Below are 21,131 nucleotides of genomic sequence, written 5' to 3'. Positions count from 1 at the left end.
CGATGCCGGCCATTCAGTCGCAAGTAGACCCGTTCAGCGAACAGTTCGCTCACAACCGCGCGGCAATGCTGGTGGGCATCGAGCACGTCCGCCAGCTCGAACAAAACCTGTTGAACAAGGCCGCCGAAGCCAAACCCAGGTTCGACAAGCGCGAACAACTGCTGCCCCGTGAACGCCTCAATCTGCTGCTGGACCCCGGCGCACCCTTCCTCGAGCTGGCGAGCCTGGCCGGCTACAAGTTGCACGACGACAAGGACGGCAGCTCGGCCGGTGGCGGTTTGATCGCCGGAATCGGCTACGTATCCGGCATTCGGGTGCTGGTGGTGGCCAACAACAGCGCGATCAAGGGCGGGACCATTTCCCCCAGTGGCCTGAAAAAATCCCTGCGCCTGCAACAGATCGCCATGGAGAACAAACTGCCGGTGATCACCCTCGCCGAAAGCGGCGGCGCCAACCTCAATTACGCCGCGGAGATTTTCGTCGAGGGTGCTCGCAGCTTTGCCAACCAGGCACGGATGTCGGCCATGGGTTTACCGCAGATCACGGTGGTCCACGGTTCCGCAACCGCTGGCGGTGCTTATCAGCCGGGGTTGTCGGATTACGTGGTGGTGGTGCGCGGCAAGGCCAAGCTGTTTCTTGCCGGCCCGCCGCTGCTTAAAGCCGCCACCGGCGAAGTCGCCACCGATGAAGAACTGGGCGGCGCCCAGATGCACGCGCAAACTGCCGGCACCGCCGAATACCTGGCCGAGAACGATGCCGATGGCGTGCGGCAGGTGCGCGAGATTGTCAGCCTGTTGCCGTGGAATGCGCGGTTACCTTTAACGCCTGCGCGACACTGGGAAGAACCGCTCTACCCCATCGACGAGCTGCTCGGGCTGATTCCCGATGACCCGAAAAAACCCTATGACGTGCGCGAGATCATTGCCCGGATTGCCGATGGTTCGAACTTCCTCGAGTTCAAGGGCGAGTTCGATCAGCAGACCGTCTGTGGCCATTTACAGATTCAGGGCCGCGCCTGCGGTTTTCTCGGTAATAACGGTCCGATCACCCCCAAGGGCGCGAGCAAAGCCGCGCAGTTCATTCAGCTCTGCGACCAGAGCCAGACGCCGCTGCTGTTCTTTCACAACACCACGGGGTTCATGGTCGGTACCGAGTCGGAACAGCAGGGTGTGATCAAGCACGGCGCAAAGATGATCCAGGCGGTGGCCAATGCCCGCGTGCCGAAACTGACCCTGATCGTCGGCGGTTCCTACGGCGCCGGCAATTACGCCATGTGCGGCCGCGGTCTCGACCCACGCTTCATCTTCGCCTGGCCCAACAGCCGCACCGCAGTAATGGGCGGCGCCCAGGCCGGCAAGGTGTTGCGCATCGTCACCGAAGCCAAGCAGACCAAGGACGGGTTGATCCCCGACCCGAAGATGCTCGACATGCTCGAACAGGTCACCGCGCACAAGCTCGACAGCCAGTCCACCGCGCTGTACGCCAGCGCCAATCTGTGGGACGACGGCCTGATCGATCCACGGGATACGCGGATACTCTTGGGTTATCTGCTGGATATTTGCCACGAGGCCGAAGTTCGTCAGCTACAACCCAACAGCTTTGGTATCGCCCGTTTCTGACCACTCGGCCTAAGGAGAACAATAAAAATGATCTTCACCCAGGAACACGAAGAACTGCGTCGCACGGTGCGTCACTTTGTCGATCGCGAGATCAACCCTCACGTCGAGGAGTGGGAAAAGGCCGGGCGCTTTCCGATCCATGAGATTTTTCGCAAGGCCGGCGAACTCGGCCTGCTGGGGATTTCCAAGCCGGAGAAATTCGGCGGCATGGGCCTCGATTACAGCTATTCGATAGTCGCCGCCGAAGAATTCGGCACCATTCATTGCGGCGGCATTCCGATGTCCATCGGCGTTCAGACCGACATGTGCACCCCGGCGCTGGCGCGCTTCGGCTCCGATGAGTTGCGCGAAGAGTTCCTGCGCCCGGCCATCAGCGGCGAACAGGTCGGCTGCATCGGGGTCTCCGAAGTCGGCGCCGGTTCCGACGTCGCCGGGCTGAAAACAACTGCCCGCCAAGACGGCGACGACTATGTGATCAACGGCAGCAAGATGTGGATCACCAACTCGCCAAGCGCCGATTTCATCTGCCTGCTGGCCAACACCTCCGACGACAAACCCCACGTCAACAAATCGCTGATCATGGTGCCGATGAACAGCCCCGGCATCAGTCTCAGCGCGCACCTGGACAAGCTCGGCATGCGCAGTTCGGAAACCGCCCAGGTGTTTTTCGACAACGTGCGCGTGCCGAAGCGCAATCGTATTGGCCATGAAGGCGCCGGGTTCATGATGCAGATGCTGCAGTTCCAGGAAGAACGGCTATTCGGCGCGGCGAACATGATCAAAGGCCTGGAGTACTGCGTCGACAGCACCATCGAGTACTGCAAGGAGCGCAAGACCTTCGGCAGCGCGCTGATCGATAACCAGGTGATCCATTTCCGCCTGGCCGAACTGCAAACCGAAATCGAATGCCTGCGTGCACTGGTCTATCAGGCCACCGAGCAATACATAAAGGGCCAGGATGTCACGCGTCTCGCCTCCATGGCCAAGCTCAAGGCCGGGCGCCTGGGCCGCGAAGTCAGCGACAGTTGCCTGCAATACTGGGGCGGCATGGGCTTCATGTGGGATAACCCGGTAGCCCGGGCCTATCGCGATGTGCGACTGGTCTCGATTGGCGGCGGTGCCGACGAAATCATGCTGGGGATTATCTGCAAACTGATGGGCATCCTGCCCGGGAAAAAACCATGAGCCCGCTACCCGCCTGCGACACGCTGTTGCTGGAACCCCACAGCGGCGTGTTGCATATCACCTTGAATCGACCTGAAAGCCGCAACGCCATGAGTCTGCAGATGGTCGCGGAGTTGCGCGCGGTGCTGGCCGCGGTGCGTGACGACCGACAGATCCGCGCCTTGGTCATCAGCGGTGCCGGCGGGCACTTCTCGGCCGGCGGCGATCTGAAAGACATGGCCAATGCTCGAACCCAGGGACCGCAGGCGTATCGCCAATTGAACCGAGCTTTTGGCGCCCTGCTGGAAGAAACCGAACAAGCCCCGCAAGTGGTGATCTGCGTGCTGCAAGGCGCGGTCCTGGGTGGTGGTTTTGGCTTGGCCTGCGTCAGCGATATCGCGCTGGCCGATCATCAAGCGCAGTTTGGCATGCCGGAAACCAGCCTCGGTTTGCTGCCGGCGCAGATTGCTCCGTTCGTGGTCAAGCGCATCGGACTGACCCAGGCCCGCCGACTGGCGCTGACCGCGGCGCGGTTCGACGGCAACGAAGCCGAGCGTTTGGGGCTGGTGCATTTTGTCGAGCAGGATCCGCAAGCCCTGGCCGAACGCCTTGATGAAGTGCTCGCCCATGTTCTGTGCTGCGCCCCGGGTGCCAATGCCGCGACCAAAGCGCTGTTGCTGGCCAGTGTCGAACAGCCTCAAGGGGCATTGCTCGATCAGGCCGCCGAGTGGTTCAGCGCTGCGGTGACCGGGCCGGAAGGTGTCGAAGGGACCACCGCTTTCGCGCAAAAAAGACCACCAAGTTGGGCGCCGTAAGAGCATCGCGAGCAAGCTCGCTCCCACATTAGATCCAAGGCGATCATCCAGTTTTGTTCACCCCGAAGAACCCCTGTGGGAGCGAGCTTGCTCGCGATAGGGCCATCACAGACACCGCAAAAAACAAAGGGAATCAACCCATGCCCGCCTTCAGCAAAATCCTGATCGCCAACCGCGGTGAAATCGCCTGTCGCATCCAGCGCACCGCTCAGGCCCTGGGTTACCGCACGGTCGCGGTGTTCAGCGATGCCGATGCCGATGCCCGCCACGTGCAGCTGGCCGACGAAGCCGTGAACATCGGCCCGGCGCCCGTGCAGCAGTCCTACCTGAACATCGCCGCGATCATCGACGCGGCACAGCGCAGCGGCGCTGATGCAATCCACCCCGGTTATGGTTTTCTTTCGGAAAACGCGGCATTCGCCACGGCCTGCAAGACTGCCGGGATTGTCTTTATCGGTCCGAGCCCCGAGGCCATCGAGCTGATGGGCAGCAAACGGTTGTCCAAAGTCGCCATGCTCGCCGCTGGCGTACCCTGCATCGGCGGCTATCAAGGCGTTGATCAGGACGATGCCACCCTGAGCCGCGAAGCCGAGCGTGTCGGTTATCCGTTGATGATCAAAGCCAGCGCCGGGGGTGGCGGACGCGGCATGCGCCTGGTGCAGCAGACCAGCGACCTGCTGGAGCAAATCCGCACCGCCCGCTCCGAAGCCCTGCACGCGTTTGGCAGCGACGAACTGATCCTGGAACAGGCACTGATCGAGCCGCGACACGTGGAAATCCAGCTGTTCGGCGACCAGCACGGCAACCTGATCTACCTCGGCGAGCGCGATTGCTCGATCCAGCGCCGCCATCAGAAAGTCATCGAGGAAGCACCCTGCCCGGTGATGACCGCCGAGTTGCGTCAGGCCATGGGGGACGCGGCACTCAAGGCCGGTCGCGCGGTGAACTACGTCGGTGCTGGCACCGTAGAGTTTCTGCTGGATCAGCGCGGGCAGTTTTACTTTCTGGAAATGAACACTCGGTTGCAGGTCGAGCATCCAGTGACCGAACTGATTACCGGCCTCGACCTGGTGGCCTGGCAACTGCAGGTCGCCGCCGGACTGCCGTTGCCCTTGCGCCAGGAGCAGGTCGAACTCAAGGGCCATGCCATTGAAGTGCGCTTGTACGCCGAGGACCCGGCTGCGGATTTCCTGCCGCAGACCGGTCAGGTGGGGCGCTGGGAACCGGCACTGCAAGACGGTGTGCGCATCGACCACGGCCTGCTCGAGGGCCAGACGGTCAGCCCGTTCTACGACCCGCTGCTGGGCAAAATCATCGCCCATGGCGCCACCCGCGAAGCAGCGCGGCGCAAGTTGCTGCGAGCGGTGGAGGACAGCGTCTTGCTGGGCCTGCAGAGTAATCAGCGCTTGCTGGCCACGTTGCTGGAACACCCACAGTTCATCGCCGGTGAGTTCAGCACGGCGTTCATCCCTCGGCATTTTACCGACGCATCCTGCCTGCACCCACACACACCGAGCACCGAAGCACTGGCGATTGCCGCCGCGCTGTTCTATCAGCGTTCGGCCAGCCTCCATTGCGCCGAGCTGGCGGGTTGGCGTAACAACGCCAGTGTGCCGCTGCACTACCGGATCGGTCTGGAGAGAGGGCAATGGTTACTGGAACTGAACGTCCAACCCGGCGGGCAGTTGCACATTCAGGTCGCCGAGCAAACGCTTGAACTGAAGGTGCTTGATGTCGACGGCCGCTGGGCCATCCTTGAGATCAATGGCATCCGGCGGCGCTACGCCTACCGGCTCGACGCCGGGCAATTGTGGCTGTTCACCCGTCCCGGCAGCCTGCAGCTGTGGGATCAGACCCAGGCGCTGGTCAGCAGCCAGGTCAGTGTCAGTTCCGGCACCCTGAAAGCGCCGATGGCCGGCGCTATCGTCGACGTGCTGGTCAGTGAAGGCAGCCAGGTCAGCAAAGGCCAGTTATTGCTGGTGCTCGAAGCGATGAAAATGGAGCATCCGCTCAAAGCCGGTATCGACGGGGTGATCAAGCGTATCCGGGTCAGCCGGGGCGATCAGGTCCAAAACCGACAAATTTTACTGGAGGTCGAATAAGCATCTAGCTACGCTCAAGGTTCATCAGAACGCGGATATCAGGAAGCCTGCAATGCCTCACTGGCTGGTAATTGATCTCGAAGCTACAACCGACGACGGCGGCTGGCCGATCACCGAGATGGAAATCACCGAAATCGGCGCCACACTGGTGACCCGCGACGGCCGGGAGCTGGACAGCTTTCAGCGGTTCGTGCGGCCGTTGCGTCGACCGCAGCTGACGCCATTCTGTCGTGAACTGACGCACATCACTCAAGCCAATATCGACGCCGCGCAGACCTTGACCGAGGTCTGGCCACAGTTCGAACGCTGGCTTGGCCAGCATCAATCGCAGCTGGTGGGTTGGGTCAGCTGGGGCGAGTACGATCGCCGGCAACTGGAACAGGATTGGCAGCGCCTGCAGTTGACCAGTGCCCTGAGTCAGGTGCCCCACATCAACCTCAAGCAGCGCTTTGCCAAGGCCCGTCGGCTGGAACGACCGCTGGGGCTCAATGGTGCGCTGCAACTGGCCGGGATGCAGTTCAATGGTCAACAACACCGGGCCCTGGAGGACGCACGCAATACCGCGCGCCTGTTACCGCTGAGTCTTTCGTAGGCCTCTACAGAGGGTGACGGGCTATTTAGGCTTGTGCATACTGGCCAGCCTTTTTAGCCCTTTTCGAGGAATCGCCCATGTTTAAAGTCAACGAGTACTTCGACGGCACCGTCAAGTCGATTGCCTTCGCAACCACCGAAGGTCCGGCCACCATCGGCGTCATGGCCCCGGGCGAATACGAATTCGGCACCAGCCAGCGGGAAATCATGCACGTGGTGTCCGGCGCACTGACCGTCAAACTGCCAGACAGCAGCGACTGGGAAACCTTCGCCGCCGGCAGCCAGTTCAATGTACCGGCCAACAGCAAGTTCCAGTTGAAGGTTGCGGTCGACACCGCTTATCTGTGCGAATACCGCGGCTAAAACCTGAAACAGGTTTTTGTGATACAGACAAAAATGCCCGTCTCTCGCGATGCGGGCATTTTTTATTCAGGGCAATTCATTCGAGAATCGTCACCGGCATCCCGACTTCAAGCCAACCATTACCGTCGTTGACCAGATTCTGGCCGAACATCGCCCCGTCCTCTTGCGAGCGGTACTTCTGCAGCGTGGCCAGGGGCTCGCGATCGGCGTTGCGTTCGCCGGTCTGCGGATCGATGGTGGTGAGGATGCAGCGCGAGCAAGGCTTGACCACACGGAACTCGATATCGCCGATGCGGATGCGCTTCCAGCCATCCTCGGCATAGGCTTCGCTGCCTTCGATCACCAGATTGGGCCGAAACCGCAACATCTCCAGCCCACGGCCGACGCGTTCCGACAAGTCATCCAGCGACCCCTGACCGATCAGCAGCAACGGAAAACCATCGGCAAATGCGACCTGATCATCGTCTCTGCCGTAGCCTGCCTGAGTGGTGCGTGCGCGTTCGACCGGCACCTGAACCAGCCGCGTGGATTTGCCGATGAACTCGCTGACCCAGGCGCCCGCCTCATCGCCAGCATCGGGAACGCGCAGGGTGTCACGCCAGATGGTCACGCCGCGCAGTTGCGCGTCTGCGGTGGGCAACGGGACCTCGATGGGTGAGAGGCCGCAGGCACTGAGTGACAGTCCGCCAGCTGCATTCCACAAGGCCGAGAGTTGACTCATCTGCGGGACCGCGCGCTGGGTCAGGAAACGCCCGCTGGCTTCATCCACCAACATCCAGCGTCGATCCCCGTCCAGCCCCAGCTTGTCCAGGCGGACCTGTTGCAAGGGTTCGCCCTTGCCGGACTTGAGTGGGTAACGATAAAGCGCGCTGAGACGCAGCATGAGCCAGCTCCCTGTTGGGCCAAAAACGCCACCCTATACGAGCTTGATCGCCGAATCAAAGGCAGACTGCGTGCTCAATGCCCTGCCTCGTCAGGCGGTGACTTCATCCAGCATCAAGCGTTGACGGACCACGTCGACCAGTTTGTCCGGCTGGAATTTGGAGAGAAAGTTGTCGCAACCGACCTTCTTCACCATTGAATCGTTGAAGCTGCCGGACAACGAGGTGTGCAGAACCACATACAAACCGCGCAGGCGTGGATCGTTGCGGATCTCGGTGGTCAGACGGTAGCCGTCCATCTCTGGCATTTCCGCATCGGTGAAGACCATCAGCAGCTTGTCGGTCATGACCACGCCGGTGTCGGCCCAGGCCTTGAGCATATTCAGTGCCTTCAAGCCATCTCTGGCAATGTGCATCTTCACCCCAAGCTGACCCAGGGTGTCGCGCAACTGCGACAAGGCCACGTTGGAGTCATCGACCAGCAGCACTTCACGGCCGCGAGCACGTTCCAGCAGCGGGTCTTCGAGTTTTTCCCGGGATACCTTGGCGTTGTACGGGACGATCTCGGCCAGGACTTTTTCCACGTCGATGATCTCGACCAGTTGATCGTCAACCTTGCTGATGGCCGTCAGGTAGTGCTGGCGACCGGCGCTGGTCGGCGGTGGCAGGATCGCCTCCCAGTTCATGTTGACGATGCGATCGACACCACCCACCAGGAACGCCTGCACCGAACGGTTGTACTCGGTGACGATGATCGTGCTGTTGGGTCCTGGCACCAATGGCCGCATGCCGATCGCCTGGGACAGGTCGATCACCGGCAGCGTCTGGCCACGCAGATTGACCACTCCGCAGACAAACGGATGGCGCTGAGGCATCAGCGTCAACTTGGGCAACTGCAACACTTCCTGCACCTTGAAGACGTTGATCGCAAAAAGCTGGCGCCCGGCCAGACGGAACATGAGAATTTCCAGGCGATTCTCACCCACCAGCTGCGTGCGTTGGTCTACCGTGTCGAGAATGCCGGCCATTATGACTCCTGGGCTTGTTCTGATGAATTCACTAAAGAGAGTTATCGGCCGATACCACGCGACCTTGACCCCAGTAGCGTGCGCGGCTGCAAGTGGCCACTGAAAGAATTGATATCATATTAACATCATGGTTTACTGATTGCCTCAGCCCCATCCATACATTGCACGGCGCGCGACCCAGGTTTGCGTGTAAGGTTCCCTTGCCTAAGGGAATCCCCTAGCGACAATCAGGCCCGACCTGATATTCCCGATATCCAATAGCCATTAATGTGACCCCCTTCTCATTGCATGAATGGAGTCAGGCTTTTGGTTGTAATCGCTGGATCCTGGCCTGGCGCCCTCTCGAGCTCTTTCGTCGCCTGCGCCATTCAAGCCGCACGGCTGGCAATCTCTGTCCAGCCACATGCTATCTGCCCCGCATCCTCCTGCCTGAGTGATGAGCCAGGAGCAATCAGCACGTTTTTCCCGGTCCAGCAACAATCAGAAACGGACTACATACACCCGTCGACAGTCGGCATTAACTTATCGCCGCTCGCCACACGCGACATTCCCCCACCTGACATGACGTTGTGGAGAAAAGCATGCTGAACGACGGAAAGGAATGGCATCAGCGACTTCCCGAGTTTCTTCTCGAAGCCGAGACGCTATTGACCAAGACCGAGGAGTGCCTGACTCATCTGCTATTGATCAGCAATGACCAGGATGCCATCGACTGCCTGCTGAGCACCTTGCTCAAGCTTGCCAATAAGGCCGATGCCCTGGCGATCCAGGCTGTTTCCGAGTTCTCTCGGCAAATTCACGCTTTGCTGAGTCAGGCGCACAGTCACATGGATTGGCACGAGCAGGCGCTGGGGGCGTTGAAAGACTGCTTTAGCTTGATGGCCTGGCAACTCGAACTCATCGATCCAACGACCGGCAAGCTCAGCCTTGATGACAATGAGCAGTTCACGCTGATTAACGCCCTGGCCTTCCAGATGGGTCAACGCCAATGCACTGTCCCCTTGCATCCGAAACCGTTCAGCCTGGTGTCACTGGCGCAAAGACAGCCATGAGTGTGGAAAAACCGCAAAACCAATGTCCGAATCAGCGGAATTCCTGACCATCCGGACCTATATGCCGAACGCGACCAACGGTATCTTAGGTGGTATTATGCCGGGCCTTAGTTGATTCACTTTACGGCACAGTGACTTCCGACCGAGTGCGCTTATTTGAAACCAGGACTGCACATAGCACTCTTTTCAAACACAGGCCCGTCAGTCACCAGGACCGGTCTACCCGCAGCGAACATTTATTGGCTCCATTCGCTATGTACGCTAGCCTCAAGTCCTTTATCGCCTGGCCCCCCTCCCGAAAAAACGCGCGCCAGCTCAGCCTGTTGCTGTGTCTCTGCTCGGCCCTCGGCAGCCTGCTGATCTACATTCAATCCAGCGCACTGCCCTTGAGCTTATTGGTGCTCAACCTGGCGGCGTTGACCAGTGTCTGGGTGCAACATCGTCACTCGCTGAAATCGATCAAGTTTCAGCCCCAGGAACTGGCCGACCGCCTGCTGCAAGTACAGGAAAACGAACGGCATCGACTCAGTCGAGAGCTGCATGACGACATTGGTCAACTGCTGACCGCGGCAAAACTGCAAAGTGAATGGCTTAAACGCCGTTTGCCCGAAGATCTGAACGGTCAATTTTCGGTGCTTTGCGACACCCTGGAAGAAACCCTGACAAAAGTCCGCGATGTATCGGCCATTCTCAATCCCAGACAGTTGGCCAGTCTTGGGCTGGAGGCCAGTTTGCGCGCGCATCTGCTCAAGACCCTGGCAAATACCCCGGTGCACTGGAGCCTCGAATGCCAGCAACGCTTGACCGGTATCCCGGAAGAGATGGCTGTGGCGGCCTTCAGGATTACTCAGGAAGCCATCACCAACATGCTGCGCCATGCCCAGGCCAGGAATCTGCTGATACGCCTGCAACGGCTGCCCCAAGGTCTGGCACTGTTCATCAGCGACGACGGCCTGGGTTTCTCTCCTGCCGCCAATCCGGCGCAGGAAGGCCAATGCGGAATGGCCGGAATGCTGGAAAGGAGTGTTCAGCTCGGTGGGACGCTAACTGTCACCAGCGAACCCGGCAAGGGCACTCGGATTGAAGCACTCTTCCCCTGGGCCCCGCGCGCCCTCGAACGGGCCAGCCCCCATAAGGTTCTACATTGACCTGTAACTTACTTCTGGTGGATGACCACTCGCTGATCAGGGCCGGTGTGCGTGCATTGGTCCTGGACATTCCGGGCTATGCGGTAATCGGTGAAGCCAGCGATGGCGCACAGTTACTCGAGATGGTCGAGAAACTGCGTCCGGATATTATCCTGCTGGATATCTCGATGAAAAACACCGGTGGCCTGGAGGCTCTGCAACGGCTCAAGGCCGTACGCCCGCAGAGCAAGGTGCTGATTCTGTCCATGCACACCGACCCGGCGTTGATCATGCAGGCGCTGGAGTCAGGTGCTCACGGCTATCTGCTCAAGGACACCACCGCCACCGAGCTCGAACATGCGCTGCAGGCCTTGCGCAGCAACGAGCGCTACCTGAGCCCGGCCATCGCTCACACGGTGATCAATCAGGCCCTGGTCCGCTCCCGGGAAAGCCCGCCGCCACAGACGCCAACCCACAATCTGACGGCCCGCCAGCTGGAAATCCTGCGCCTGATCGTCCGCGGGAAATCCACCCGGGAAATCGCCAACGGCCTGGGTTTGAGCATCAAGACGGTCGAAACCCATCGTTCGCAGATCATGAAGCGCTTGCAGATCTACGACGTTGCCGGTCTGGTGCTGTTTGCCGTGCGCGAACAGATCATCAGCCTCGATGACTAGGGGCCGATGAATCCTCCCCCCCAAGCAATGGCGAATCCGCCGCAAGATGGACCCGCAATGCTCTCGGGCGCGCCGAAAAACGCAGGTTGTCGCCCTCCATGGGTTCGCCATCGAGGTTGATGTACAGCCCTTCCGAGACCTTGATTTCAACCCACGGCAAGCGCGCCCGGACAAACATGTTGTCGATACCCAGGCCGCCGGACAGCAGGTCCCTCAAGGTGCCAACCAGCTCCTGCGGCGCTGGCAGAATACTGATATCGAGCAAACCGTCATCGACCAGTGCCTGCGGACACAACAGTTGCCCGCCGCCGGCCTGCCGACCATTGCCGATTCCCAGCGCCAGCAGATCACCTTGCCAATGGAAATCCGGTCCGTGCAACTCTCCGTAGGCTGAATGCAATTCACTGAAGCGCGTTAGCCCGGTGAACAGATAGGCCGCCCCGCCGAGAATTTTCTTCAGGTCTTCAGAAGTGTTGGCCGTGACCTGGCTGCCGAAGCCTCCTGTCGCCATGTTCAGAAATATCTGACCTCCGACCTCACCCAGGTCGATTGCCCGGGCTGGCACATCGAGCATTCGCAATGCTTCCTGGGGGTCCAGCGAAACACCGGCTGCGCGGGCAAAATCGTTGGCCGTGCCCAAGGGCAACAACACCAGACTGGTATCGCCGGCGTTCAAGGTCATCGCCTCGGCAATATCGCGCAAGGTGCCATCGCCGCCACCGGCAATCAGTTGTGTGTAACCCGCGGCGACTGCCTCATCGACCAGACGCCGCGCATCGCCCGCCTCCCACGTCAGCCGCACCGCCAGTTGCCAGCCTTCCGCCCGCTTGGCTTCCACGGCTTCGCGAACCTGTTCGTTGAGTGCTTGCTTGCCATGCAGAATCAATAGCGCCTTGCGCTCACTCATCTTTCATCACTCCACTGATTGGAAGGGCCTTGCAGGATGTTGACCTGCGGCAATCGAAAAAAAGCCCGGAAAGATCGATTTATTTCGAAACCGCCACGTTGCATCGACCCCGCTCGGCAGGCAATGGCCGGCGACTCAGCGCTGTTGCCAAGGTAAACGTGCAAGCTATATAGAGAAATTTCCTGCAAGTGGTTGGGAATCAGACCAATTGACCAACAGGAGCAAATATTGGAACGTTCCGGTGTAGCGTTCAACAGGCCTGCGACGCCTCACACAAGGAAGTGAATTGACATGAACCATAAAAAGTTCTTCAAGGGCTCGAATCAGTTGCGTGCAAATCTCCCACTGACCCAGGTCGAACAGCACCGTATGGAACTCGATAAAACACCCGCTAACGGCAGATCCATCAAGGCCAGGCTCGTCTGCTCGGCAGCAGCGATACTGGTGTTGATTGCTCTCCTGACCTGGATTTCCAACAGCCGCTTTGGTCAGCTTCTGCAGGTGTTGCTCCATTAAGGTATTGCGAGCCATTGCGCCCGGTCCTTCAGACCGGACGCAATGCCGACGGCTTACCCCAGCACTTCACTCAACGGAATGAAGTTCACCCAATCACCCTCGACCAGCGTGCGATTCTCCAGCACTTCGACCAGCCCTTCGGCCCAGGCAGCGCTGCGCAGTACCCCGGAGCTCTGGTTTCGATAGATGATTGCCCGACCTTGCTCCAGCCGCCCTCGAAGGTACTCTCGACGGCTACCAGGTTTGGGCCAGGCAAACCCTGCCGGCACTTGAAAGCGCAATGGCTCGACCTTCTCCACTCCCTGGCGGCGCAACAGATAAGGCCGGGCCAGCAAGGCAAAGGTCACCAGGCTCGATGCAGGATTGCCCGGCAAGCCAATGACCGGAACTCCGCGAAAATGCCCACACGTCAGCGGCTTGCCCGGCTTGATCGCGAGTTTCCACAGCGCCAGTTCACCGTCTTCACGCAAAGCGATGCCGAGAAAATCCGCGTCTCCCACCGAGACCCCGCCAGTGGAAAGGATCAGGTCAACGTCCCCCAGCTCAGCGAGTCGGTTGCGGGTAGTCGGCAAATCATCGGGCAGGATCCCGGCATCGATCACTTCACAACCCAGACGCTGTAACCAGCTGCACAGCACCACTCGATTACTGTTGTAGATCTGCCCCGGCCCGAGCGGTTGTCCTGGCTCGATCAATTCGTCGCCCGTGGACAGCACCGCAACCCGCACCCGACGGATCACTGCCAGTGTCGCGCAGCCCAGGGAGGCGGCCAGACCTTGCTCGATAGGCCCCAAACGAGTACCCGCCGACAAAACCACTTCACCGACGGTGGTTTCCTGGCCTTGTGGGCGAATATTCTGTCCCGCATGCAACGTCTCGCGCAAGCGTACCCGCCCATCGGCCAGCACTTCGACATTTTCCTGCATCTCGACGCAGTCGGCGCCCTCCGGCACTGGAGCGCCGGTGAAGATTCTCGCGCAGGTGCCAGGTGCCAAAGGCTCGGGGGCCTGGCCGGCAAATATTCGTTGGCTGACCGTGAGCGCTTCACCGCTGTAATCGGCAAGCCGCAGGGCATAGCCGTCCATAGCACTGTTAGGCCAGGGCGGAAGATCCAGGGTCGAGATCAAATCGTCAGCCAGAACCCGGCCTTGCAGGGCTGCCAATGGCAGTTGCTCGCACTCGCGAATCGGCGAAGCTTGCGCCATCGCCAGCAAGCGGGCCAACGCGACTTCGACTGGCATCAGGGCGCCGGTCTTGCCCGGCTTACCCACGGGGTTCACAGGCTGCAGCCTGCTTCAGATGAGGGACAAAGTTGCAGGGCCGATGCCGCGAATCCAGTTGCTCGGCGAGGATCCCGTCCCACCCGGTGCGAACCGCATTGGTCGAACCTGGCAGGCAGCACACCAGCGTGCCATTGGCCAATCCGGCCAAGGCGCGGGACTGCACGGTCGAAGTGCCGATGTCCGCGACCGAAATCTGCCGGAACAGCTCGCCGAAACCATCGACCTGTTTATCGAGCAGGCAGTTGACGGCTTCCGGGGTGCTATCGCGCCCGGTGAACCCGGTACCGCCGGTGATCAGCACCACCTGCACCTGGTCTTCGGCAATCCAGGTCGCGACTTGCGCACGGATTTTGTAGAGATCATCTTTAAGCAGGACCCGCGCCGCCAGGTTATGCCCGGCAGCGCTCAGTCGGTCGACGAAGAGCTGTCCGGAGGTATCGGTTTCCAGGGTACGGGTGTCGCTGACAGTCAACACCGCGATATTCAACGGTGCAAAAGGTACATCAGCCTTGGCTTTCATAGGCTCGATCCAGTTGTAGGAGAAACAGCCCGGTGTTATATCACAGCGCCCCATTTCGCCGCCCCTGTGGAGACGCGCCATGAACTCGAACACTCACCTGCCACCCTGCTCCATTCTGCTCCTGGCTGGAGGGCGCGGCCAACGCATGGGTGGCCAGGACAAGGGGCTGCTGGAGTGGCGAGGCCAGCCGTTGATTGCTCACCTGCAGCACAAGACCCGTGAATTGAGTGACGATCTGATCATCTCCTGCAATCGCAACCAGGAGAAATATGCACCCTTTGCCGACCAACTGGTCCAGGACGACATCGACGACTTCCCCGGCCCACTGGCCGGCATTCGCGCCGGTCTGGCGGTAGCTCGCCATGAATGGCTGCTGGTACTGCCGTGCGATGTGCCGCAAATCGATGCCAACCTGCTCGATGCCATGCGCGAAACCGCCAGCCAACATCCCGAAAAGCCGCTGATGCTGCGCCACGGGGAGCACTGGGAACCGCTGTTATGCATCATCCCGACAGCGCTTGCGGGTGATTTCGAACGTGCTTGGGAGGAAGGTGAACGCAGCCCCGGCAGACTCATGCGCAGACTGGGGGCCGTGGCCTTGCAATGCCCCGAAAATGATCAGCGACTGGCCAATCTGAACACCCCTGAACTCTTGCGCCAGTACAATGCTGAATCAGAATGACACTAGCCAAGGAACTTGCGCACGCTGTATACGTCTCAAGATCATTAATCAAAAATAATCATTTTAGGAGACACATCATGACTCAACGGACCCTTTCCACTCTTATGCTTGCACTGGGCCTCGCGGCGCTCGCCGGTTGCTCGTCGCCGGCTGTGATTACCTTGAATGACGGTCGCGAAATCCAGGCTGTCGACAGCCCTCGATATGATTCAAAATCGGGCTTCTATGAATTCGAACAGCTGGATGGCAAACAGACCCGCGTCAATAAAGATCAGGTTCGTACCGTCAAGGAGTTGTAAGCCCGACGGCTATACCGTGCGCCAGATAAAACCTGCCTTGTGCGGGTTTTATCGTTTATTGCCTGGCAACGGCCATTGCCAGAATCACCATTGCAAAGTGATTTCGCTTTCGAAATGGCGCTCCAGCCCACTCAGCGGGTCGATAAACCGCAAGCCTTGCGCCAGCAGCTTCAGCGGGTTGGCATAGTCATCCTCCGCATCCTTGAGGACCCGGGGATAGAACGGGTCATTGCAAATACCCGCCCCCAACGCGCTCATATGCACCCGCAACTGGTGCTTCTTGCCGGTCACGGGAGACAACGCGTAGCGCCAGAGCTCGCCGTTTTTCTCGCTGATTGCGACCGCCGTTTCGGTGTTGCTCGGCCCCGGTCCCTCCTGCATGCGGAAGAAAGGTTCGCCATCAACCAGTCGGCTTTTGTGAATCAGCGGAAATGACAACTCAGGCAAAGCCCGGGCGATAGCTTCGTAACGCTTCTCGATTTTTCGTGTGGGGAATAACGACTGATAAGCCGAACGGCTCTCGGGGTTGGCCGAGAACAACACCAGCCCCGCGGTATGCCGGTCGATGCGATGCAATGGCACCAGATGCGGGTTATCCAGGCGCCGGATCAGCCGTCGCAACAAGGTCTGTTCGACGTACTCACCCGCCGGAGTGACCGGGAGAAAATGCGGTTTATCGGCCACCACCAGGTGTTCATCGGCATAGAGAATCGACTCCAGTACCGGGATCGGCTTTTCGTCAGGTACCTCACGAAAATAATGAATCCGCAGGCCTTCCTTGTATGGCAGGCCAACGTTGATCGCCACACCCTGGCCATCCAGCACGCGCCCACGAGCGATCCGGTCCAGCCATTGTTCGCGGCTGATGGCGCTGAAGTGTTCGCACAGGCAATCGAGCACCGTCGGCCATGAGCCCGCAGGCAGGTACAAAGTGCTGGCTTGATGCTGTGCAGCGCTAAAAGATGACGTAGACATACAGGGCTCTGGCCATTAATGCAGGCCGGCATTATCCAGCATGGGCGCAAGCGAACCTAGGAGAGATTCCATCACCGGTATCAGGCGTGGATCATTTCAGGTCGCGCTGCGGCTTCGGTAAACTCCTTGAGCCAGCGCAGCACATCGACCGCCTCCCAGCGACCAGGATCATAAAGCGCATACAACAAGCCCTGGTAACCCACGACGTCCAGTTGCTTATGGTATCCGGCACGCTGGAACAAGGCTTCGATTTCAGCGAAGCAGGTATTGAAATGCAGCTTGTTGAAAGGCGTCTTGCCTTCAGTGACCAGACCATCCAGGCGCAGTTCAAGCACCGCCTCGCGCACGACCTCAGCGGACATCCGGTTTACGCTACTCTTCAATTGTTCGACATTGACCATGGTAGATCCCTCTGTTTTCTTGATTCGCCAGGTGAGAGACATGGCAGAACACTTCGACTACTGTACATGCATACAGTAACCGAATAATACATCTCTCGCCAACGCGATTACAGAAGGATCGACAAGTGGGAGGTGGCCGTCGTTAATGCAGATTATGGTTCAACGTAAAAATGCTACCACCTGCTCGGCATCGAACGGCCAATCCAGTTCGGCACCGGTATCAACACGTCGCAGGACCGGGATACGCAACTCGTAGCGTTCAAAGAAGGCTTCGTTTTCGGCAATATCCACCAGTTCCACCAGCAAACCGCCCTCCACCAACGGCATCACTTCAGCTTCGGCGAGTTCACAGAGATGGCAACCAAGGGTGCCGAACAGCTGGCATTCAGGGGGCATGACAAACAGACCGACAAGGAATAGGCGTTCATTCTAGGCCGGACGGGAAAACTCGTCGAGTCAAGGGATGGATCCACCCAGGCAGTGTCAGACAGTGTCAGACAGTGTCACAAAAGAATGACGCACATCATTCTCCCCCAACGTCAATTGCACCATGCTCGCGGCTTTTTTTGCCTCTACGCTCTGTTACGCATGACCCCTGACCGGAGACTTCTGTGTTTGCGAATCTGTTGATCATCCTCGCTTCATCACTGGTGGTGATTGCGCTGTTCCGGCGCCTGCAACTACCGCCGGTGCTGGGCTATCTGTGCGTCGGCCTGTTGGTGGGGCCTACAGCGTTCGACTGGGTGAATGACAGCGAAGACCTGCCGGATCTGGCCGAACTGGGCGTGGTTTTCCTGCTGTTTTCCCTGGGACTGGAGTTCTCCCTGTCGAAAATGCTCGCGTTGCGTTCCGTGGTTTTCGGCCTGGGCAGCCTGCAGGTCCTGATTTCAGGGGTATTGCTGGGTGGAGTGTTATGGCTGTGTGGCGTGTCGATCACCTCGGCCATATTGCTCGGTGCCGGCCTGGCGCTGTCCTCGACAGCCATCGTCAGTAAAGAATTGACCAGCCTCGGTGAAATATTCAGCAGCCACGGTCAGAACGCGATCGGCGTGCTGTTGTTCCAGGATGTGGTCGCGGTGCTCTTGCTGACCCTGATCCCGGTGTTTGCCGGCAATAGTGATCAGGCCTGGTACTGGGCACTGCCGATCACCCTGGGCAAGACCGTCATCCTGTTTGCGGGCCTGCTGTTGGCCAGCCGCTGGCTACTGCCGCGTTTGTTCCATGAGGTCGCCGCTTCCCACTCCGCCGAATTGTTCGTGCTGCTGGCCCTGGTCATTGTCCTGCTGACCGCCTGGCTGACTCACCTGCTGGGACTCTCCCCCGCCCTCGGTGCCTTTCTGGCCGGCATGTTGCTGGGGGAAAGCCATTACCGGCATCAGATCGAAGCCGACATCCGGCCGTTCCGCGACATCTTGCTTGGGCTGTTCTTCGTCAGTATCGGCATGTTGATCGACCTGCAGCTGTTCGTCAGCCATGCGCTACTCATCCTCGGTTTGACCCTGGGGCTGTTGCTGATCAAGGGCATGGTAGTGGCGGCGCTGGTCAAGTGGCGCGGCAACGACGCTGAAACCGCCTGGCGCAGCGGCCTGGCGCTGGCTCAGGGTGGCGAGTTCTGCTTTGCGCTGATGGCGCAGATGCAACAAAGCAAACTGATGCCCGGCGACATCAGTGGCCTGCTGCTGGCGGCGACGTTCTGTTCGATGCTGCTCACGCCCCTGCTGTTGCGCGCCGCCCCCCGGATTGCCGCGCGCGTGCATCGCAAACCCAACGAAGAGACGAAACTGGAGCAGATCAGCGAGCTCAATGCCGAACTGAACGGGCATGTGGTGATTTGCGGTTACGGTCGGGTTGGCCAGTCCATCGGGCGCTTCCTGCGCCGCGAACAACAGCACTTCATCGCGCTCGATGACGACCCGGTACGGATTCAGGAAGCCGCGGCCGGCGAAAGCTGCGTGCACTATGGCGATTCACGCCGGGGCGAGCTGCTCGCCGCTGTAGGGCTTGGACGTGCCCGATTGCTGGTGATTGCCGTGGACAAGAGCGAGATTGCGATGATCGTGCTCAAGGAGGCACGCCGCATCAACAGCGAGGTACCGATTCTGGTGCGGACCCGCGATGACAGCCAACTGGCCGAATTGAAAGCCGCCGGTGCCAGCGAAGTAGTCCCGGAACTGCTCGAGTCGAGCCTGATGCTTGCCTCCCATGCGCTGATCATGCTCGGCCTGCCCAAAACACAGGTTCAGGCCAAGGTCGATGAAGTGCGGCACAACCGCTATCGACTGCTACATGGCTTTTATCATGGCGCGCAGAGCAACCTGCTGGACAACCGTGGCCAGCCGAAGGTGCTGATGCATGCGGTCAATCTCGGCGCCAATGCCCATGCCTGTGGGCTGTCATTGAGCGAACTGGACCTGGAGCCCCTGGGCGTGGACGTTCAGGCCGTGCAGCGCGATGGCAACGACCTGACGGTGGAGGGAACCACCCATTTACAGGCCGGTGACAAGGTGCTGATGTCCGGAACCCTATCCGCCATCGAGGCCTGCGAAGCGCGGCTGCTGGGCGGGGCGTAGAGCTGGCGAAGGTTCGGGCCTGCGTTCGGACGATCTTCTCGGCGAAACCATACGGTGATCGGCCGGACACAAAGATCAAAAGATCGCAGCCTGCGGCAGCTCCTACAGAGGGATCGGCGAACCGACGGGCACACACCTTCAATCCTGGCTCACCGAACCGATCTTGTGTATTGATAGATCCGCGCCGTAATACTCCTCTTCCTGGCTCAACCGCAGCCCATGGAAATACTTGATGGCGCCATAAACCAGCAGCCCACCAGTAAAGGCGATCACCACCCCCAATGCGGTTCCGATCAACTGGCTGATCAGACTGACCCCACCCAGGCCACCCAACGCGCTCTGGCCGAAAATACCGCAGGCAATTCCACCCCAGACGCCACAAAGCCCATGCAATGGCCAGACACCCAGCACATCATCGATCTTCCACTTGCCTTGCGCCGCGGTGAAGCACCAGACGAACAATGCCCCGGCGATGACGCCTGTTACCAGCGCCCCGACCGGGTGCATCAGGTCGGAACCCGCGCAAATCGCTACCAACCCGGCCAATGGCCCGTTATGCAAGAAGCCGGGGTCATTGCGCCCGACGATCAACGCCGCCACGGTGCCACCGACCATCGCCATCAATGAGTTGATCGCCACCAACCCGCTGACTCCTTGCAGGGCTTGTGCGCTCATGACGTTAAAGCCGAACCAGCCGACAATCAGGATCCACGAACCCAAGGCCAGAAACGGAATGCTCGACGGCGCAAAGGCGACCAACCGTCCCTCGCGGTATCGGCCCTGCCGTGGCCCGAGCAACAATACGGCGGCAAGCGCCAGCCAGCCACCCATGGCATGCACCACCACTGATCCTGCAAAATCGTGAAAGGTCGCGCCAAAGCGTGCGAGCAACCAGGCTTGCAGACCGAAATTGCCGTTCCACACCATGCCTTCGAAGAACGGATAAATGAAGGCCACGATCAGCGCCGTTGCACAGAGTTGGGGGGCGAATCGGGCGCGCTCGGCGATACCGCCAGAGATGATCGCCGGAATGGCTGCAGCGAAGGTCAGCAAGAAGAAAAACTTCACCAGCCCATAGCCGTGATCCGCGCTGATCACCGCCGCGGGTTGCATAAAGCTGACGCCGTAGGAAATCCAATAGCCTATAAAGAAATAGGCCAGGGTCGAAATGGCGAAATCGCTGAGGATCTTCGACAACGCGTTGACCTGGTTTTTTTGCCTGACCGTACCCACTTCAAGAAAGGCGAAACCAGCGTGCATGGCCAGCACCATGACCGCGCCCATCAGAATGAACAGCGTATTGGAGCTGTGGACCAGACTGTCCACAGCGCTTTGCAGATTTTCCATGGAGTTGGCAGACCTGAATGCAGGAAAAAGCACCAAAGCAGTTCGGCGGTTCCTTTTATGCACCAAATTGGCACCGACCACAGTCTAGGCTGTGGCATGGGTGAACCGCTTTGGCGCAGGAATCACGAACAGGCAAATCGCCGCTAGGGGTTTTTCGCGGGTTTTAGTTTTTTAGGTTATGGTTTTCATGGGCTCGCGCCACATTGACGCCC

Annotated in this window: 22 protein-coding genes; 13 read left to right on the top strand and 9 right to left on the bottom strand. The window is 59.5% G+C overall.

Annotated features, from left to right (window positions below; genetic code table 11):
* Positions 1 to 2 precede the first annotated feature (2 nt).
* From atuC to F8N85_RS21365, 6 genes are all read left to right on the top strand, one after another.
* Complete coding sequence (gene atuC, locus F8N85_RS21390; protein ID WP_150805517.1) at positions 3 to 1,619, top strand: geranyl-CoA carboxylase subunit beta; 1,617 nt, start codon at positions 3 to 5, stop codon at positions 1,617 to 1,619.
* Positions 1,620 to 1,646: 27 nt separating this feature from the next.
* A complete protein-coding gene (gene atuD, locus F8N85_RS21385) occupies positions 1,647 to 2,804 on the top strand; it encodes a citronellyl-CoA dehydrogenase (protein WP_150805516.1) in 1,158 nt (385 codons plus the stop codon).
* Complete coding sequence (locus F8N85_RS21380) at positions 2,801 to 3,598, top strand: enoyl-CoA hydratase/isomerase family protein (protein ID WP_150805515.1); 798 nt, start codon at positions 2,801 to 2,803, stop codon at positions 3,596 to 3,598. The genes atuD and F8N85_RS21380 overlap by 4 nt, the downstream gene beginning before the upstream one ends.
* 140 nt (positions 3,599 to 3,738) lie before the next feature.
* Positions 3,739 to 5,700 (top strand): acetyl/propionyl/methylcrotonyl-CoA carboxylase subunit alpha, encoded by a 1,962-nt coding sequence (locus F8N85_RS21375; protein WP_150805514.1) that lies wholly within the window; start codon positions 3,739 to 3,741, stop codon positions 5,698 to 5,700.
* A 52-nt stretch (positions 5,701 to 5,752) separates the two neighbouring features.
* Positions 5,753 to 6,292 carry an exonuclease domain-containing protein gene (locus F8N85_RS21370; RefSeq protein WP_150805513.1) on the top strand — a complete coding sequence of 180 codons (540 nt, stop codon included), beginning with the start codon at positions 5,753 to 5,755 and terminating at the stop codon, positions 6,290 to 6,292.
* A gap of 77 nt (positions 6,293 to 6,369) precedes the next feature.
* On the top strand, positions 6,370 to 6,654 hold the full coding sequence (locus F8N85_RS21365) for a pyrimidine/purine nucleoside phosphorylase (RefSeq protein ID WP_150805512.1): 285 nt from the start codon (positions 6,370 to 6,372) through the stop codon (positions 6,652 to 6,654).
* A gap of 76 nt (positions 6,655 to 6,730) precedes the next feature.
* Here the strand turns inward: F8N85_RS21365 and F8N85_RS21360 are convergent, their stop codons facing one another.
* Positions 6,731 to 7,537 carry an MOSC domain-containing protein gene (locus F8N85_RS21360; protein WP_150805511.1) on the bottom strand — a complete coding sequence of 269 codons (807 nt, stop codon included), beginning with the start codon at positions 7,535 to 7,537 and terminating at the stop codon, positions 6,731 to 6,733.
* A 90-nt stretch (positions 7,538 to 7,627) separates the two neighbouring features.
* Positions 7,628 to 8,563: a chemotaxis protein CheV gene (locus F8N85_RS21355; RefSeq protein ID WP_150805510.1), complete on the bottom strand. Its 936-nt coding sequence runs from the start codon at positions 8,561 to 8,563 to the stop codon at positions 7,628 to 7,630.
* Between the two features lie 581 nt (positions 8,564 to 9,144).
* On the opposite strand from F8N85_RS21355, the gene F8N85_RS21350 reads away from it, so the two are divergent.
* The 3 genes from F8N85_RS21350 to F8N85_RS21340 all read left to right on the top strand — a co-directional run bounded on the left by F8N85_RS21350 (position 9,145) and on the right by F8N85_RS21340 (position 11,419).
* The gene (locus tag F8N85_RS21350) at positions 9,145 to 9,615 is read left to right on the top strand and encodes a hypothetical protein (RefSeq protein WP_150805509.1); all 471 of its coding nucleotides are present in this window, start codon (positions 9,145 to 9,147) and stop codon (positions 9,613 to 9,615) included.
* Positions 9,616 to 9,869: 254 nt separating this feature from the next.
* Positions 9,870 to 10,763 carry a sensor histidine kinase gene (locus F8N85_RS21345; RefSeq protein WP_150805508.1) on the top strand — a complete coding sequence of 298 codons (894 nt, stop codon included), beginning with the start codon at positions 9,870 to 9,872 and terminating at the stop codon, positions 10,761 to 10,763.
* The gene (locus tag F8N85_RS21340) at positions 10,760 to 11,419 is read left to right on the top strand and encodes a response regulator transcription factor (RefSeq protein WP_150805507.1); all 660 of its coding nucleotides are present in this window, start codon (positions 10,760 to 10,762) and stop codon (positions 11,417 to 11,419) included. Before F8N85_RS21345 ends, F8N85_RS21340 begins: the two co-directional genes overlap by 4 nt.
* Here F8N85_RS21340 and yegS read toward each other — a convergent pair.
* A complete protein-coding gene (gene yegS, locus F8N85_RS21335) occupies positions 11,403 to 12,326 on the bottom strand; it encodes a lipid kinase YegS (RefSeq protein ID WP_150805506.1) in 924 nt (307 codons plus the stop codon). The two genes, F8N85_RS21340 and yegS, sit on opposite strands and share 17 nt — an antisense overlap.
* A gap of 291 nt (positions 12,327 to 12,617) precedes the next feature.
* Between yegS and F8N85_RS21330 the strand changes: the two genes are divergently transcribed.
* Complete coding sequence (locus F8N85_RS21330; RefSeq protein ID WP_150805505.1) at positions 12,618 to 12,842, top strand: hypothetical protein; 225 nt, start codon at positions 12,618 to 12,620, stop codon at positions 12,840 to 12,842.
* A 53-nt stretch (positions 12,843 to 12,895) separates the two neighbouring features.
* On the opposite strand, the gene glp is transcribed toward F8N85_RS21330, so the two are convergent.
* Complete coding sequence (gene glp / locus F8N85_RS21325; RefSeq protein ID WP_150805504.1) at positions 12,896 to 14,122, bottom strand: gephyrin-like molybdotransferase Glp; 1,227 nt, start codon at positions 14,120 to 14,122, stop codon at positions 12,896 to 12,898.
* The gene (moaB, locus tag F8N85_RS21320; protein WP_150805503.1) at positions 14,106 to 14,645 is read right to left on the bottom strand and encodes a molybdenum cofactor biosynthesis protein B; all 540 of its coding nucleotides are present in this window, start codon (positions 14,643 to 14,645) and stop codon (positions 14,106 to 14,108) included. Before moaB ends, glp begins: the two co-directional genes overlap by 17 nt.
* 79 nt (positions 14,646 to 14,724) lie before the next feature.
* On the opposite strand from moaB, the gene mobA reads away from it, so the two are divergent.
* Both mobA and F8N85_RS21310 read left to right on the top strand, forming a co-directional pair.
* Complete coding sequence (gene mobA, locus F8N85_RS21315; protein ID WP_150805502.1) at positions 14,725 to 15,327, top strand: molybdenum cofactor guanylyltransferase MobA; 603 nt, start codon at positions 14,725 to 14,727, stop codon at positions 15,325 to 15,327.
* Positions 15,328 to 15,404: 77 nt separating this feature from the next.
* Complete coding sequence (locus tag F8N85_RS21310; RefSeq protein WP_150805501.1) at positions 15,405 to 15,626, top strand: YgdI/YgdR family lipoprotein; 222 nt, start codon at positions 15,405 to 15,407, stop codon at positions 15,624 to 15,626.
* 84 nt (positions 15,627 to 15,710) lie between these two features.
* Here F8N85_RS21310 and F8N85_RS21305 read toward each other — a convergent pair whose 3' ends face one another.
* The 3 genes from F8N85_RS21305 to F8N85_RS21295 form a co-directional block, all read right to left on the bottom strand.
* Positions 15,711 to 16,601 carry a pseudouridine synthase gene (locus tag F8N85_RS21305; RefSeq protein WP_150805500.1) on the bottom strand — a complete coding sequence of 297 codons (891 nt, stop codon included), beginning with the start codon at positions 16,599 to 16,601 and terminating at the stop codon, positions 15,711 to 15,713.
* Positions 16,602 to 16,681: 80 nt separating this feature from the next.
* Positions 16,682 to 17,002 carry a transcriptional regulator gene (locus F8N85_RS21300; RefSeq protein WP_150805499.1) on the bottom strand — a complete coding sequence of 107 codons (321 nt, stop codon included), beginning with the start codon at positions 17,000 to 17,002 and terminating at the stop codon, positions 16,682 to 16,684.
* Between the two features lie 159 nt (positions 17,003 to 17,161).
* Positions 17,162 to 17,398, bottom strand: coding sequence for a glutaredoxin family protein (locus F8N85_RS21295; protein ID WP_150805498.1), 237 nt, complete (start codon positions 17,396 to 17,398; stop codon positions 17,162 to 17,164).
* Positions 17,399 to 17,613: 215 nt separating this feature from the next.
* Between F8N85_RS21295 and F8N85_RS21290 the strand changes: the two genes are divergently transcribed.
* Positions 17,614 to 19,572: a monovalent cation:proton antiporter family protein gene (locus F8N85_RS21290; protein WP_150805497.1), complete on the top strand. Its 1,959-nt coding sequence runs from the start codon at positions 17,614 to 17,616 to the stop codon at positions 19,570 to 19,572.
* 138 nt (positions 19,573 to 19,710) lie between these two features.
* Here the strand turns inward: F8N85_RS21290 and F8N85_RS21285 are convergent, their stop codons facing one another.
* Entirely contained in the window at positions 19,711 to 20,919 is a 1,209-nt protein-coding gene (locus tag F8N85_RS21285) for an ammonium transporter (RefSeq protein WP_150805496.1), read from the bottom strand.
* Positions 20,920 to 21,131: the final 212 nt, after the last annotated feature.

The organism is Pseudomonas fluorescens (assembly GCF_902497875.1).
In the GTDB taxonomy this organism is placed as follows: Bacteria; Pseudomonadota; Gammaproteobacteria; order Pseudomonadales; family Pseudomonadaceae; genus Aquipseudomonas; species Aquipseudomonas fluorescens_BR.
The sequence above is the reverse complement of the archived record's forward strand: the minus strand, read 5'-3'. Positions and strand labels throughout refer to the sequence as shown.

Coding starts and splice junctions, on each gene's coding strand:
- F8N85_RS21355 (WP_150805510.1), bottom strand. CDS start 8,563: ATGGCCGGCATTCTCGACACGGTAGACCAACGCACGCAGCTGGTGGGT.
- F8N85_RS21380 (WP_150805515.1), top strand. CDS start 2,801: ATGAGCCCGCTACCCGCCTGCGACACGCTGTTGCTGGAACCCCACAGC.
- yegS (WP_150805506.1), bottom strand. CDS start 12,326: ATGAGTGAGCGCAAGGCGCTATTGATTCTGCATGGCAAGCAAGCACTC.
- atuD (WP_150805516.1), top strand. CDS start 1,647: ATGATCTTCACCCAGGAACACGAAGAACTGCGTCGCACGGTGCGTCAC.
- mobA (WP_150805502.1), top strand. CDS start 14,725: ATGAACTCGAACACTCACCTGCCACCCTGCTCCATTCTGCTCCTGGCT.
- F8N85_RS21330 (WP_150805505.1), top strand. CDS start 12,618: ATGAACCATAAAAAGTTCTTCAAGGGCTCGAATCAGTTGCGTGCAAAT.
- F8N85_RS21360 (WP_150805511.1), bottom strand. CDS start 7,537: ATGCTGCGTCTCAGCGCGCTTTATCGTTACCCACTCAAGTCCGGCAAG.
- F8N85_RS21300 (WP_150805499.1), bottom strand. CDS start 17,002: ATGGTCAATGTCGAACAATTGAAGAGTAGCGTAAACCGGATGTCCGCT.
- F8N85_RS21305 (WP_150805500.1), bottom strand. CDS start 16,601: ATGTCTACGTCATCTTTTAGCGCTGCACAGCATCAAGCCAGCACTTTG.
- F8N85_RS21345 (WP_150805508.1), top strand. CDS start 9,870: ATGTACGCTAGCCTCAAGTCCTTTATCGCCTGGCCCCCCTCCCGAAAA.
- atuC (WP_150805517.1), top strand. CDS start 3: ATGCCGGCCATTCAGTCGCAAGTAGACCCGTTCAGCGAACAGTTCGCT.
- F8N85_RS21365 (WP_150805512.1), top strand. CDS start 6,370: ATGTTTAAAGTCAACGAGTACTTCGACGGCACCGTCAAGTCGATTGCC.
- F8N85_RS21370 (WP_150805513.1), top strand. CDS start 5,753: ATGCCTCACTGGCTGGTAATTGATCTCGAAGCTACAACCGACGACGGC.
- F8N85_RS21310 (WP_150805501.1), top strand. CDS start 15,405: ATGACTCAACGGACCCTTTCCACTCTTATGCTTGCACTGGGCCTCGCG.
- F8N85_RS21350 (WP_150805509.1), top strand. CDS start 9,145: ATGCTGAACGACGGAAAGGAATGGCATCAGCGACTTCCCGAGTTTCTT.
- moaB (WP_150805503.1), bottom strand. CDS start 14,645: ATGAAAGCCAAGGCTGATGTACCTTTTGCACCGTTGAATATCGCGGTG.
- F8N85_RS21285 (WP_150805496.1), bottom strand. CDS start 20,919: ATGGAAAATCTGCAAAGCGCTGTGGACAGTCTGGTCCACAGCTCCAAT.
- F8N85_RS21295 (WP_150805498.1), bottom strand. CDS start 17,398: ATGCCCCCTGAATGCCAGCTGTTCGGCACCCTTGGTTGCCATCTCTGT.
- F8N85_RS21375 (WP_150805514.1), top strand. CDS start 3,739: ATGCCCGCCTTCAGCAAAATCCTGATCGCCAACCGCGGTGAAATCGCC.